This is a genomic window from Lysobacter sp. Soil_N_23 (genome assembly GCF_057656135.1).
Genome location: NZ_JBDGKY010000011.1, coordinates 55,235 through 68,134 on the forward strand (window position 1 = coordinate 55,235; position 12,900 = coordinate 68,134).

General features: G+C 67.1%; 13 protein-coding genes. 9 read left to right on the forward strand and 4 right to left on the reverse strand.

Features of this window, described 5'->3' with window-relative positions; translation table 11 throughout:
- Nucleotides 1-23: 23 nt before the first annotated feature.
- Nucleotides 24-1,802: a M14 family metallopeptidase gene (locus tag AC3A3X_RS10070; RefSeq protein WP_487582893.1), complete on the reverse strand. Its 1,779-nt coding sequence runs from the start codon at nucleotides 1,800-1,802 to the stop codon at nucleotides 24-26.
- Nucleotides 1,803-2,151: 349 nt separating this feature from the next.
- On the opposite strand from AC3A3X_RS10070, the gene AC3A3X_RS10075 reads away from it, so the two are divergent.
- From AC3A3X_RS10075 to AC3A3X_RS10085, 3 genes are all read left to right on the forward strand, one after another.
- A complete protein-coding gene (locus AC3A3X_RS10075) occupies nucleotides 2,152-2,781 on the forward strand; it encodes a glutathione S-transferase family protein (RefSeq protein ID WP_487582894.1) in 630 nt (209 codons plus the stop codon).
- A gap of 108 nt (nucleotides 2,782-2,889) precedes the next feature.
- Nucleotides 2,890-4,494, forward strand: a complete 1,605-nt coding sequence (locus AC3A3X_RS10080; protein WP_487582895.1) for a POT-type proton-dependent oligopeptide transporter — start codon at nucleotides 2,890-2,892, stop codon at nucleotides 4,492-4,494.
- Nucleotides 4,495-4,534: 40 nt separating this feature from the next.
- Nucleotides 4,535-5,140, forward strand: a complete 606-nt coding sequence (locus tag AC3A3X_RS10085; RefSeq protein WP_487582896.1) for a rhomboid family intramembrane serine protease — start codon at nucleotides 4,535-4,537, stop codon at nucleotides 5,138-5,140.
- Nucleotides 5,141-5,272: 132 nt separating this feature from the next.
- On the opposite strand, the gene AC3A3X_RS10090 is transcribed toward AC3A3X_RS10085, so the two are convergent.
- Together AC3A3X_RS10090 and AC3A3X_RS10095 are read right to left on the reverse strand one after the other, a co-directional pair.
- The gene (locus AC3A3X_RS10090) at nucleotides 5,273-5,461 is read right to left on the reverse strand and encodes a hypothetical protein (RefSeq protein WP_487582897.1); all 189 of its coding nucleotides are present in this window, start codon (nucleotides 5,459-5,461) and stop codon (nucleotides 5,273-5,275) included.
- Between the two features lie 109 nt (nucleotides 5,462-5,570).
- Nucleotides 5,571-6,173, reverse strand: coding sequence for a hypothetical protein (locus AC3A3X_RS10095; protein WP_487582898.1), 603 nt, complete (start codon nucleotides 6,171-6,173; stop codon nucleotides 5,571-5,573).
- Between the two features lie 37 nt (nucleotides 6,174-6,210).
- On the opposite strand from AC3A3X_RS10095, the gene AC3A3X_RS10100 reads away from it, so the two are divergent.
- The 6 genes from AC3A3X_RS10100 to AC3A3X_RS10125 all read left to right on the forward strand — a co-directional run bounded on the left by AC3A3X_RS10100 (nucleotide 6,211) and on the right by AC3A3X_RS10125 (nucleotide 11,845).
- Nucleotides 6,211-6,483 carry a hypothetical protein gene (locus tag AC3A3X_RS10100; protein ID WP_487582899.1) on the forward strand — a complete coding sequence of 91 codons (273 nt, stop codon included), beginning with the start codon at nucleotides 6,211-6,213 and terminating at the stop codon, nucleotides 6,481-6,483.
- Between the two features lie 65 nt (nucleotides 6,484-6,548).
- On the forward strand, nucleotides 6,549-6,842 hold the full coding sequence (locus AC3A3X_RS10105; RefSeq protein WP_487582900.1) for a GNAT family N-acetyltransferase: 294 nt from the start codon (nucleotides 6,549-6,551) through the stop codon (nucleotides 6,840-6,842).
- A gap of 99 nt (nucleotides 6,843-6,941) precedes the next feature.
- Complete coding sequence (locus AC3A3X_RS10110; RefSeq protein WP_487582901.1) at nucleotides 6,942-7,700, forward strand: pseudouridine synthase; 759 nt, start codon at nucleotides 6,942-6,944, stop codon at nucleotides 7,698-7,700.
- Between the two features lie 102 nt (nucleotides 7,701-7,802).
- Nucleotides 7,803-8,645, forward strand: coding sequence for a DUF3298 and DUF4163 domain-containing protein (locus AC3A3X_RS10115; RefSeq protein WP_487582902.1), 843 nt, complete (start codon nucleotides 7,803-7,805; stop codon nucleotides 8,643-8,645).
- A 92-nt stretch (nucleotides 8,646-8,737) separates the two neighbouring features.
- Complete coding sequence (cfa, locus tag AC3A3X_RS10120; RefSeq protein ID WP_487582903.1) at nucleotides 8,738-9,895, forward strand: cyclopropane fatty acyl phospholipid synthase; 1,158 nt, start codon at nucleotides 8,738-8,740, stop codon at nucleotides 9,893-9,895.
- Nucleotides 9,896-10,423: 528 nt separating this feature from the next.
- Nucleotides 10,424-11,845, forward strand: a complete 1,422-nt coding sequence (locus tag AC3A3X_RS10125; RefSeq protein ID WP_487582904.1) for an amino acid permease — start codon at nucleotides 10,424-10,426, stop codon at nucleotides 11,843-11,845.
- Between the two features lie 134 nt (nucleotides 11,846-11,979).
- On the opposite strand, the gene AC3A3X_RS10130 is transcribed toward AC3A3X_RS10125, so the two are convergent.
- Complete coding sequence (locus tag AC3A3X_RS10130) at nucleotides 11,980-12,828, reverse strand: NAD-dependent protein deacetylase (RefSeq protein ID WP_487582905.1); 849 nt, start codon at nucleotides 12,826-12,828, stop codon at nucleotides 11,980-11,982.
- Nucleotides 12,829-12,900: the final 72 nt, after the last annotated feature.

The window sequence follows — 12,900 nt, forward strand, 5'->3', positions numbered from 1 at the left end:
GCGGCACGAATGTTGCGAAGGCGTCAGCGTGGCGTGGCGTCGGTCCGCAGCACCGGGTACAGGCGGTAGCGCGAATCCCAGGACGAGTGGCGCCGGGCGAAGAATTCCAGTCGCGCCTGCGGGTCGGCGGCAAAGGCGGCGTCGTCCTTGAGGCGCTGGTCGAACTCGGCCTTGACCTTAGGGTCCTTGAGCATCTCGCGCGCCACGTCCTCGGCGACATAATCCTCCATGTATTCCTTGCGTTCGAAGTTGTTGTTGAACTCACCCCACGCCACCAGCGCGTCGGGAGCCTGCGGCTCCAGCAGCGCCATGACCAGTCGCGCCTCGGGCTGGGCGATCGGCACGAACAACGCACCGGCGGCGATGTCCTGGGTCTCCGGCTTCCACTGGCCGCTGAGTGTCAAACGCTGATGCCCCTCGACCGACTGCGCGGCGAAGCTGGCCTTGTCGGCGCGGAAGGCTTCGACCTTGGCGTGCGACTGCGCGGCGGCAAGGCGGCGGTAGCCGATGCCATGCTGGTCGAGCTTGGCCGCAACCCAGCCCGCATGCGCGGCCGGCACGAGGTAACCGCCCCGCGGCGCGGTGACGACGTGGTCGGGCACGATCTGGTCGCGGATCGGGAGCTTCCAGATCTCGGGTCTGGTCTCGTCGTAGCGGGTCATCAAGGCACCCGACACTTCCGACGGCGTGCGCGTGTAGGCATAACCGCGGAAGTCGATCGTGCGGCTCTTGTCGGTGGCCTTGTAGTCGAGGGCGACCGGCTGGCCGCCGAGTGCGGCGGCACGCTTGTCGGCGGCAGCGGTCTGCTGCTGCCACTGCGCGCCATTGCTGGCGACCAGGTCGAGCAGGGCGACGATGATGTTGCGCGTGACCTTGACGCGATGCGGATACTCGCGCCAAGAGTGCGTCTCGACCAGCATGCCCAGGCGATTGCGCAGCTGGAAGTAGCCGTGCGAGAAACGCGGGGTGGGCACGCCGTCCTCGAAGCCCGAGTCGGGTTCGTCGCTCTTCACGAACGAAGGATAGAACGGCAGCGGCATCGAACCTTCCGCGGCCAGTCGTTCGATCACGCCATCGCGCAGGGCGGTGCCGGCGGCGCGCAGCGCCTCGTCGCCACTGTTCACCGGTTCGACCTGGATGGAGACGTCGTGTTCGAACTTGGCGCCGTCGGTGACGTGCAGATCGACGTAGGCAAGCGGGTCCCAGGCATCGACCAGCTTCAGCATCGCCTGCATCTCGGCCGAGTCGGCCTTCACGTAGTCGCGGTTGAGGTTGTAGTTCTGCGCGGTGGTGCGCCAGCCCATTTCCTCCGGGCCGCGCTGGTTGGGACGGTTCCAGCGGGCGAAACGCTCGTGGCCGTCGACGTTGAACACCGGCACGAACAGCAGCACCTGCTTGTCGAGCGCGCCGGAGGCGGCTTCGCCATCGAGTGCCTGGCGCAGCGCGAGGAAGCCGGCATCCTTGCCGTCGATCTCGCCGGCATGGATGCCGCCCTGGATCAGCATGACCGGCAAGCCCTTGGCCTTTGCCGCCTCCGGCGTGAACGCACCGGTCTTCGATACGACCAGCACCTTCATCGGCCGACCTTCGGGCGTGGTGCCGAAGTCGCTGCAACGCACCGCGTCGGGGTAGCGCCGCGCGAACTCGGCACACAGTGCGATGACCTCGTCATAACGGCCGGTCTTCACGAAGCCGCTGCGCTCGGACACGGTGGTCAGCGCGGAGGAGGTGGGAGCGGCGGTGGCGGGGAGAGCGGTGAGCAGTGCGGCGAGGGTTGCGGCGGCGAGCGGCGAACGGGTCATTGCGCGGGCATCTCACGAAAATGTCGCGGCATGGTAGCTGAGATGAACCGACCCCTTTGCTGGCCGGGGTCACGCTGCTGCCATCGGTGTGGCAGCAGCAGATCCCCGTCGTCCCGGCGAACGCCGGGACCCAGGCCCGTAACACATCAGCAAAACCCCGTCGTCCCGGCGAACGCCGGGACCCAGGCCCGTAACGCATCAGGTCAAGGGTCATTGGGCCTTTACCCCCTGCGCCACGCCGCCGTTGATGCTTCGACACTGGATCCCGGCGTTCGCCGGGATGACGGATTGCATGCGCACGCATGCGATCATTCCCGGCTTGATTCAATTGCCTTCCGGGGATCCAAGCATGTACAGCCTCTATTACTCGCCCGGCGCGGCGAGCCTGGTCGTCCATTGGCTGCTGATCGAGATCGGAGTGCCGCACGAACTGCGTCTTGTCGATACGCAGGCGAAGCAGCACAAGGCCGCCGACTACCTCGCGCTCAATCCGAACGGCCTGGTGCCGACCCTCGTCGTCGACGGCAAGCCGCTCTACGAAGCGGCGGCGCTCGTGCTGCACCTGGCCGATCGTCATGCCGAGTCGGGTTTGGCGCCGGCGATCGATAGTCCGTTGCGCGGGCCCTACCTGCAGTGGATGTTGAACCTGGCCAACACCGTGCAATCGCCGATGCGGTTGTGGTGGTACCCGGGCGACATCGACGATACCCATGCCGACGAGGTCCGCGAAGGCACCCGCCGCCGCGTCGAGGCCGCGTGGGATCGGCTGGACGCACACCTGGCCGCAAACGGCCCGTACCTGCTCGGCGAGCGCCTGAGTGCGGCCGACTTCTACCTCGCCATGCTGATGCGCTGGACCCGCAACATGCCGCGTCCCGGTCACGACTGGCCGCACCTGGCGGCACTGGCGCATGCGCTGAAGGCACGACCGTCCTTCAAGACCCTGTACGAACGCGAAGGCCTGACCGACTGGGCCTGAGCGACGGCCGGTGCCGATCGGGTAGGCTTGCCCCTCCGCCGTTGCCGGCCCTGCCGGCTGCGGCGCGCCCGCATTGAACCCCTGAACGTACCCGCAGGACCGCCGTAGATGACGACCACCGCAAACGCTGCCACCGCCGAACACCAGGGGGATTCCCAGGGCCGGATGCCCCGGCAGATTCCCTACATCATCGGCAACGAGGGCTGCGAGCGGTTCAGCTTCTACGGGATGCGCAACATCCTGACGCCGTTCCTGGTCAGCACGCTGCTGCTGTACGCACCCGAAGCCGAACGCGCCGGCATCGCCAAGGACGTCTTCCACAGCTTCGTCATCGGCGTGTATTTCTTCCCGCTGCTGGGTGGCTGGCTGGCCGACCGCTTCTTCGGCAAGTACCAGACCGTGCTGTGGTTCTCGCTGATCTACTGCGTCGGCCATGCCTGCCTGGCGATCTTCGAGGACAACCGCAGCGGCTTCTACTCCGGTCTGTTCCTGATCGCATTGGGGTCGGGCGGCATCAAGCCGCTGGTGGTGTCGTTCTGCGGCGACCAGTTCGACCAGAGCAACAAGCACCTGGCGAAGATCGTCTTCGACGCCTTCTACTGGATCATCAATTTCGGCAGCTTCTTCGCTTCGCTGCTGATGCCGATCTTCCTGCGCGAGTACGGCCCTGCCGTGGCATTCGGCATTCCCGGCGTCCTGATGTTCATCGCCACCTTCATCTTCTGGCTGGGGCGCAAGCAGTACGTCAACGTGCCGCCGACCGCGGCCGATCCGGACTCGTTCCTGCACGTGGCGCGGACCGCGCTGCTGGCGCAGTCGCCGGGGCAGGGCCGGCCTGGCCTGGTCGTGGCGGCCATCGGCGGCGTGCTTGCGGTCGGCGCGCTGTTGCTGATTCCCAAGCTGGGCTTCGTGATCTGCGCCTGCATGGCGCTGGGCCTGATCATCGCCTTCGGTGGCGTGGGCACCTCCATGCAACTCGACCGCGCCCGCGGCAAGCACCCGCAAGCCGCGGTCGATGGCGTGCGTGCGGTGCTGCGCATCCTGATCGTGTTCGCGCTGGCGACGCCGTTCCACTCGCTGTTCGACCAGAAGGCCTCGACCTGGGTGCTGCAGGGCAACGAGATGGTGATGCCGCACGAGGTGTGGTGGTGGCCGAGTTGGCTGATCAAGGACGCCGCGCAGATGCAGGCGATCAATCCGCTGCTGGTGATGCTGCTGATCCCGTTCAACAACATCGTGCTGTACCCGGCGCTGCGCAAGCTCGGGTACGAGCCGACCGCGCTCAAGCGCATGGGCTGGGGCATCGCGTTTTCCGGCGTGGCCTGGATCGGCGCCGGCCTGATCCAGCTCTACCTCGATGGCGGCCATGCGGTGACGCTGGACTGGCAGATGCTGCCGTACGCGCTGCTGACCTTCGGCGAAGTGCTGGTGTCGGCGACCGCGCTGGAGTTCGCCTACAGCCAGGCGCCGCGCGCGATGAAGGGCGTGATCATGGCCTTCTGGTACCTGGCCATCACCTTCGGCAGCCTGTGGGTGCTGCTGACCAACGCCAGCGTCCGCAACGACGCGGTGATCTCGCATATCGCCAACACTGGCCTGAGCGAGAATGCCTTCCTGATGTTCTTCTTCGCCGGCTTTGCCTTCCTTGCTGCAGCGGCGTTCGCGCTTTACGCGCGCACCTATCCGATGCAGGACAACTACCGCAGCGCATGATGCCGACCACTGCCGACATCGACGCCAGGAGCTTCAACGGATGCTGACTTTCATCCTGATCGCCGTGACCGTGGGCGTCTCGTGGCTGGCCTTCGAGCGGCCGCAGCTGCTCAACCGCCTGATCCTGTGGCCGCCGGCGATCGACCGCAACCACCAGTACGACCGGCTGGTGACGCATGGATTCATCCATGCCGACTGGTCGCACCTGCTGTTCAACATGATCACGCTGTACTTCTTCGGTCGCGTGATCGAGGGCGTGATCGGGCAACTGATCGGGCCGTTCGGGTTCGTGCTGTTCTACCTGTCGGCGATAGTGATCGCGATCCTGCCGACCTACCTGCGCCATCGCCACGACCCCAGCTACCGCAGTCTCGGTGCCTCCGGTGCGGTGTCGGCGGTGCTGTTCGCCTACGTCCTGCTCAAGCCGTGGTCGCTGATCATCGTGTTCGTGCTGCCGATGCCGGCGATCCTGTACGCGGTCGCCTACGTCGGCTATTCGTTCTGGATGGACCGGCGCGGAGGCGACAACATCAACCACAGCGCGCACCTGTCGGGCGCGATCTATGGCGTGTTGTTCATGCTGCTGATGGAGCCGCGCGTGGGGACGATCTTCCTGGAGCGGCTGATGAATCCGTCCTTCGGCTGAGAAGGACGGACATCGCGGCAGCAGGAGGGACTGCGGCAGACCTGCAAGACGCAGGCCCGCCGCGCTCAGGGCGCCCCCCAGCTACCCGAGCTGGTGCCGACCGGGTCGTCCCGGTCGCCTTGGTCACTTGGGTCAGGCCGCGTGGCGGTCCGACGTCGTCTCGCCATCGGCGCCGTAGGTCTCGAGCAGGCGGGCGTAGATCTCGGCGTCGATCTGCGACGACTCGATCGAGCCTTCCTTGCCGCTGCGGGCCAGGTCATACATGCGAGCCATCAGGGCGTCGTCGCTGACGTGGCCGAGGGTCAGGTGATGCACGGTCATGGGTGTTCTCCGTACTGGCTTTCCTGTCCTGTATCACGCAGATTCCGTGCCAGCCGTCTCACCTTGGTCTGGCTTGCAATCGGGCGTGAAAATGTGACGCAATCGGTCATTACTGGTCGCGGCCGGGACTGAGCGGATGACGTAAAGCGGCGCTTGAGCGCGCATTCCGCTCACCCGGCATGAATGCCGGGCGTGATATCCAAAACCTTCCCAGACGATGCCCAGGAGTGCCAGGCATGGCGATCAGGAAGGCAGGCAAGACCACTGCCCGCAAGGCCACCACGAAAAAACCGGCGGCGGCCGTAACCAAAAAGGCCGCAGCCAAAAAGGCTGCAAAGAAGTCCGCCAGGAAAGTCGTCGCCAGGACGGCCCGGAAGAAGACCACCGCCAAGACCGCGACGCGCAAGACCCCGGCGCGCAAGACGGCAGCAAAAAGGGCCGTGGCAAAGAAGACTGCAACCAGGAAGGTCGCGAAGAAGGTCGCGAAGAAGACCGCTGTCAGGAAGTCCGCGAAGAAGGTCGTGAAGAAGACGACCGCCCGCAAGACGCCGGCACGCAAGACCGCCTCGGTCCGCAAGGTCGCCAGGAAGGCGGTTCGCAAGACGGCTGCCAGCAAGACCATCGTGCGAAAGGCGGCCGCGAAGAAGGCACCAGCCAGGAAAGCAACTGCCAGGAAGGTCGTCGTCCGGACCGCACGCAAGGCTCCGGCCAAGACCCCGACCAGGACTCCGGTCCCGCGCAAGCGCTCGGTGCGAGTCCCCAGCAAGCCGCACATCACCCCCGAGCAGGCACTGGCCAATACCCAGGAACTGCTGGCGGCCAAGCACGAGCGCGACCAGCAGCCGCAGCCGTGGCAGCAGTTCGATCCGGCCCACGGGCACGTCCCCAAGCCCGGCTTCCAGTCCGACAGCGCGGCCGCCAAGGCCGGGGAACTGCATGCCGCCGAAAGCCGCATGGAGGCGATCCAGGGCAGCATCGGCACCCAGGACCGCCACAACCAGGGCAAGCGCGACAGCCGTTGAGCTACCGTTGCCAATGAATCAAGGGCGCACGCACCGTGCGCCCGACCCCAGACCAAGAGGGCCCCATGACCCAGCACCAGAGCATCCAGCACGAGATCCAGCATGACCCGGTGATCGGCGCGTTCATGACCACCGTCGATGGCGTCGATGCCCGCCTGGAGTACTACCGCGAGGGCAGCAAGATGGTGATCACCCATACCGGCGTGCCCGAGGCGATCGGCGGCCGCGGCATTGCCGGCGAGCTGGTCCGCGAGGCGTTCGAGTTCGCCAAGGCGCAGGGCTGGCACGTCCACCCGCAGTGCTCCTATGCCGCTGCCTGGGTGGAGCGCCACCCCGAGTACAACCAGCTGCTGGCCTGACCCGGCTTCTGACCCAGGCCTGGCCGGCCGCGGCGCCCAGGTGGGCCAAGGTGATTGGCCGGGCCGCGGCGCTGTCCCCCCGCGCTCATGTATGACAGCATGCGCGCCCATCCCCCGACTGCCGCGCCCCTGGCGCCTGCCCGCATGCGCCTGAACAAGCACATCAGCGACACCGGCTTCTGCTCGCGCCGCGAAGCCGACAACTTCATTGCCGAAGGTCGGGTCACCGTCAACGGCGTGCGTGCGCGCATCGGCGCCGAGGTCGGCGAAGGCGACCAGGTCCTGGTCGACGGGCAGCCGCTGAAGGTCCGCCAGGCCGTCAAGGGCAAGCGCCAGCACGTCTACATCGCCCTCAACAAGCCGGTCGGCATCACCAGCACCACCGAGGCCGGGGTCAAGGACAACATCGTCGACTTCGTCGGCCACCAGCAGCGCATCTTCCCGATCGGCCGCCTCGACAAGGACTCCGAGGGGCTGATCCTGCTGACCAGCAACGGCGACATCGTCAACGAGATCCTGCGCGCCGAGAACAAGCTGGAGAAGGAATACCTGGTGGTGGTGAACCATGCCGTGACCGACGAGTTCGTGCGCGCCATGGCGCGTGGCGTGCCGGTCCACGGCCAGATGACGCTGCCGTGCAGGACCGGCAAGCTGGGCAAGTTCGGTTTCCGCATCGTCCTGGTGCAGGGCCTCAACCGGCAGATCCGCCTGATGGCGGCGCACTTCGGCATGCGCGTGAAACAGCTGCTGCGTGTGCGCATCGGCAACGTCAAACTCGGGCATCTCAAGCCCGGCCAGTGGCGCAACCTGACCGACGCCGAGCTGCAGGGGCTGTTGCCGCAGCGGACGCAGTGGTAGCCAACCGCAGCCGTGGCGCTGCGCGATACGAAGCGCCCCCTGCGTGCATACGGGCATCACGCCGCCGCCGCTAACCTGATGCTCATCGACAAGGGATTGCCCATGAAGCGAGTGCTCATGCTGTCGTTGCTTGGCCTGGCCGTGCTGGCCGGCTGCAAGCGCGAGGGCGAGCCGGCGGCGCCGGCGACCAGTACCGCACCCGCTCCGGGTGCGCCGGCCACCCCGGCCACCACTGCCGACGCTCCCGTCGCGGTCGAACTCAAGGATGTGTCCGAGTCGACGCCGGACTACATCATCGGCATCAGCTACCAGGTCCCGACCGGACAACATCCGGCGCTGGCGGCCGAACTGAAGAAGTACGCCGACGCCGCACGTGCCGACCTGATCGAGGCGGCCAAGTCGCGCGGGCAGCCGGGCGGAGCGACCAGCGCACCCTACGACCTCTCGCTCAGTTTCACCGAGCTGATGAACACCCCCAGCGTGGTCGCGGTCGCGGCCGACGGCAGCAGCTACACCGGCGGCGCCCACGGTGCGCCGCTGATCGCCCGCTTCGTCTGGTTGCCGCAGCAGCAGCGCCTGCTCACCGCGCGCGAGCTGGTGCGCGACGACAAGGGCTGGGCGGCGATTTCCGGTTACGTCCGCGAGCAACTGCATTCGGCGCTGTCGCAGCGCGTCGACGCCGACGACTTGCCGGCCGAGGAACGTGCCGAAGTGGTCAAGAACGCCTCGCGCATGATCGACGACGGCACCGAGCCGGCGCCCACCGACTTCGCCCTGTTCGAGCCGATGGTCGCGCCCGACCGCAAGCTGGGCGGCCTGCGCTTCGTGTTCGCGCCGTACCAGGTCGGCCCGTATTCCGACGGCACCCAGACGGTGGAAGTGCCCGCCGACGTGCTGTTGCCGTTCGTGGCCCCCGAATACAGGACGCTGTTTTCCGGGGGTTGATGCCGCCTTGCGCGGCATCGCGCTAGGATCAGCTTGCCCGCCAGATGCGCGGGGCCAGGCCCGAGGGGGGCCAGACGCACACCGAGGTCGCCATGTCCGCATTGCGCAGTCGGGTAGAGCAGTTGCTGTCGCTGGCCGATGTCCGGGTCGGCGGCAATCGTCCCTGGGACGTCCAGATCGAGGACGAGCGCTTTTTCGCCCGTGTCCTGGTCGAGGGTTCGCTCGGGCTGGGTGAGTCCTACATGGATGGCTGGTGGCGGACGCCGTCGCTGGACCGTTTCCTGTTCAAGCTGATCAGCGCCGACCTCGATCGCCGGGTGCGCGGCGTGAGTGCCTGGACCGATGGGCTGCGCGCCTACCTGACCAACCTGCAAAGCCGGCGCCGCAGCTTCGTCGTCGGCGAGCAGCACTACGACCTGGGCAACGACCTGTATCGCGCCATGCTCGGCCGTCGCCTGGTCTACAGCTGCGCCTACTGGCGCGACCGCGACGGTGCGCGCCTGCCCGACCTGGATTTGGCGCAGGAGGCCAAGCTCGACCTGGTCTGCCGCAAGCTCGGCCTCAAGCCCGGGATGCGCGTGCTCGACATCGGCTGCGGCTGGGGCGAGGCACTGAAGTACGCCGCCGAGCGTTACGGCATCAGCGGCGTCGGCGTGACCGTCTCGCGCGAGCAGGCTGCCTACGCGCGCGAGCTGTGCGCGGGGCTGCCGATCGAGATCCGGCTGCAGGACTACAGGCAAGTCGGAGCAGGGGAAGCAGGAGCAGGCGAGGGCGACGAACGCTTCGACGCGATCGTGTCGATCGGCATGTTCGAGCACGTCGGGGTCAAGAACTACCGCACCTACTTCGAGGTGGCGCGGCGCTCGCTGGCCGAAGACGGTCTGTTCCTGCTGCACACGATCGGCACCAACGTCTCGGTGCATGTCACCGATCCGTGGATCGCGCGCTACATCTTCCCCAACTCGATGCTGCCTTCGGCCGCGCAGATCTCGACGAACTGCGAAGGCCTGTTCGTGATGGAGGACTGGCACAACTTCGGCGCCGACTACGAGCTGACCCTGCAGGCGTGGCTCGACAACGTCGAGCGCGCCTGGGCGCAATTGCCGGCCCGCTACGACGAGCGCTTCCAGCGCATGTGGCGGTTCTACCTGTCGGCCTCGATGGCCAGCTTCCGCAGCCGTCACTCGCAGCTGTGGCAACTGGTGTTGTCGCCCAGGGGAGCGGCTGGCGGATACATCGCGCCGCGTTGACTGGCAGGTTTCCGTCTGCGGAGGGGCGTCGTCCGCCGGGCCGGTGATTGCTCCGCCCTTCGTCGGACATCCTGTCCGAAGGCGGGGCGTGGGCCATCCATGGCCCACTGCTGCGCAATCCCCGGCCCGGCGGACGACGCTCTGGTGTTTTGTTGCATGGTCTTCGGTGGCCCTCACCCCAACCCCTCTCCCGCAAGCGGGAGAGGGGCTTTTCACAGTCATTAGAAGACCGTCATTCCCGCGAAGGCGGGAACCCAGTGACGTTGCTCCTATGCCCCGTCATTCCCGCGAAGGCGGGAACCCAGTGACGTTGCTCCTATGCCCGTCATTCCCGCGAAGGCGGGAACCCATGGACGTTGCTCTCCCCGCACAAGCTCCCCACTGACCACGCATGCGTTTTGCCCTCCCGCAAGCATGAGAGGGCTCAACAACAACCCCCCGCCCCATGCAAGCTGCAGTGCACATCGCATCGCCGCCGGCTTTGCCCCACTATGTGCGTCCATTTCGCCAGCTCGACACGAGGGTTCTATGCAGACTTGGTTCCGGCGCAAGGACATCGACCGGGTCACGGTCCACGAGGAAGGGCGCCGCCTGGTGCCGACCCTGAGCTGGCCCCACCTGATCGCGCTGGGCATCGGCGCCATCGTCGGCACCGGCATCTACACCCTGATCGGCGTCGGCGCCAATCTCGCCGGGCCCGCGGTGCTGCTGTCGTTCCTCGTTGCAGGCGTCGTCTGCGCCTGCGCGGCCCTGGCCTACGCCGAAATGGCGACGATGATGCCGGCCGCCGGCAGCGCCTATACCTACAGCTACATCGTGCTGGGTGAGGCGATCGCCTGGGTGGTCGGCTGGAGCCTGATCCTGGAGTACTCGCTGGTGGTGAGCACGGTGGCGGTCGGCTGGTCCGGCTACGCCGTCGGCTTCCTCAAGGGGCTCGGGGTGGACCTGCCGTTGTGGCTGACCGCCGGCCCGCACGCGGGCGGCCTGGTCAACCTGCCTGCGGTGATCATCGTCTTCGTCGTGGCCGGCCTGTTGATGGCGGGCACGCGCGAGAGCGCCACCCTCAACGCGGTCCTGGTGGTGCTCAAGATCATCGCGCTGGGCATCTTCGTCGCCATCGCCCTGCCGCATTTCGATGTCGCCCATACCCAGCCGTTCATGCCGTACGGCTTCGCCAAGTCGATGGGTGCGGACGGGGTGGAGCGCGGCGTGATGGCTGCGGCGGCGATCATCTTCTTCGCCTTCTACGGGTTCGATGCGATCTCCACGGCCGCCGAGGAAACCAAGAACCCCGGCCGCGACCTGTCGATCGGCATCGTCGGATCGATGGTCGGCTGCACGCTGATCTACATGGTCGTGGCCCTGGCCGCCGTCGGCGCGCTGAGCTACACCGTGTTCGGCAACAGCCCCGAGCCGCTGGCGCTGATCCTGCGCGAACTGGGGCAGGGCAAGGCGGCCACTGTCATCGCCGCGGCGGCGGTGATCGCGTTGCCGACAGTGCTGCTGGCCTTCCTGTACGGCCAGAGCCGCATCTTCTTCGTCATGTCGCGCGACGGTCTGCTGCCGCGTGGCCTGTCGAAGGTCAACGCGCGCACCGGCACGCCGATCGCCACCACGTTGTTCACCGCGACGCTGGTGGCGGCGCTGGCAGGCGTGGCACGTCTGGATGAGATCGCCGCGCTGGCCAATGCCGGCACGCTGGCGGCCTTCATCGCGGTGGCGGTGTGCCTGCTGGTGCTGCGCAAGCGCGACCCGGAACGCAAGCGCCTGTTCCGCGCGCCACTGGCGTGGGTGGTCGGCCCGATCGCGATCTTCGGCTGCCTGTACCTGTTCTGGAGCCTGCCGCATCGCACGCAGTTGTGGTTCCTGGTGTGGAACGTGATAGGTGTCGTTGCCTATCTGGCCTACGGTCGCAAGAGCAGCCTGCTGGCCGCGGGCAAGGAAGCCTGACCCGCCCCGATGCGACGGGCGTTGCAACGCCCGTCGCAGCAGGCGCATGCGTGTGTAGGAGCGAGCTTGCTCGCGAACAGCGCCACCGGAGCCGATCGCGAGCAAGCTCGCTCCTACGCCCTACGAGGTAACAGTCAGCTCATCGCCGCTGACAGTACCGCGCCGGCATCGGCTTCCAGCTTGAGCCCGGCCAACTCATCGGCACGCGTGCGTCCGCGATTGACGATCGCAATCGGCATCCCGGCCTCATGCGCGCTGCGCACGAAGCGGAAGCCCGAATAGACCATCAGCGACGAGCCCACCACCAGCACCGCATCGGATGCCTGCAGCGCTTGTTGCGCCAGCAGGTAGCGCGGGCGTGGCACGTTCTCGCCGAAGAACACCACGTCCGGCTTGAGCATCCCCGCGCAGCGCGCACACGGTGGCACGCGGAACGCACTGAAGTCGTGGCCGTCCAGATCGGCATCGCCATCGGGTGCGGTCGCCGCGTCGAGACCGAGCCAGTCGGGGTTCAGTCCGGCCAGTCGCTCCTGCATCGCCGCGCGCGGCTGGCGATCGCCGCATGCCAGGCAGACCACGTCGTCGAGCCGTCCATGCAGATCGATCACTTCGCGGCTGCCGGCGCGCTGGTGCAGGCCGTCGACATTCTGGGTGAGCAGGGTCGTCAGGCGCCCTTGCTGCTCCCAGCCTGCGAGCGCGAGATGGGCGGCATTGGGCCGGGCCTGCGCGATGCGCGGCCAGCCGATGAAGCTGCGGGCCCAGTAGCGGGCGTTGACCTGCGGATCGGTCGTGAACGCCTGGTAGGTGACCGGCGGCGTGCGCTTCCACTGGCCGTCGCCGTCGCGGTAGTCGGGAATGCCCGAATCGGTGCTGCAACCGGCGCCGGTGAGCACGAACACACGCTGATGCGGGTGCAGCCACTGGCGCAGCCGGTCGGCGTCCTCATGCGGGGCAGGGGATACGTTATTGGGAGCAGCGGACATGCCCCCATCTTCTCATTCACGGCGTTTTCTGGCCGGTCAACCTGAACGTCGTCTCATGGACTGAGACGGCTC

Excerpts from the sequence above, each read along its gene's own strand:
- AC3A3X_RS10070 (WP_487582893.1), bottom strand. The coding sequence starts at position 1,802 with ATGACCCGTTCGCCGCTCGCCGCCGCAACCCTCGCCGCACTGCTCACC.
- AC3A3X_RS10075 (WP_487582894.1), top strand. The coding sequence starts at position 2,152 with ATGTACAGCCTCTATTACTCGCCCGGCGCGGCGAGCCTGGTCGTCCAT.
- AC3A3X_RS10080 (WP_487582895.1), top strand. The coding sequence starts at position 2,890 with ATGACGACCACCGCAAACGCTGCCACCGCCGAACACCAGGGGGATTCC.
- AC3A3X_RS10085 (WP_487582896.1), top strand. The coding sequence starts at position 4,535 with ATGCTGACTTTCATCCTGATCGCCGTGACCGTGGGCGTCTCGTGGCTG.
- AC3A3X_RS10090 (WP_487582897.1), bottom strand. The coding sequence starts at position 5,461 with ATGACCGTGCATCACCTGACCCTCGGCCACGTCAGCGACGACGCCCTG.
- AC3A3X_RS10105 (WP_487582900.1), top strand. The coding sequence starts at position 6,549 with ATGACCCAGCACCAGAGCATCCAGCACGAGATCCAGCATGACCCGGTG.
- AC3A3X_RS10110 (WP_487582901.1), top strand. The coding sequence starts at position 6,942 with ATGCGCGCCCATCCCCCGACTGCCGCGCCCCTGGCGCCTGCCCGCATG.
- AC3A3X_RS10115 (WP_487582902.1), top strand. The coding sequence starts at position 7,803 with ATGAAGCGAGTGCTCATGCTGTCGTTGCTTGGCCTGGCCGTGCTGGCC.
- cfa (WP_487582903.1), top strand. The coding sequence starts at position 8,738 with ATGTCCGCATTGCGCAGTCGGGTAGAGCAGTTGCTGTCGCTGGCCGAT.
- AC3A3X_RS10125 (WP_487582904.1), top strand. The coding sequence starts at position 10,424 with ATGCAGACTTGGTTCCGGCGCAAGGACATCGACCGGGTCACGGTCCAC.
- AC3A3X_RS10130 (WP_487582905.1), bottom strand. The coding sequence starts at position 12,828 with ATGTCCGCTGCTCCCAATAACGTATCCCCTGCCCCGCATGAGGACGCC.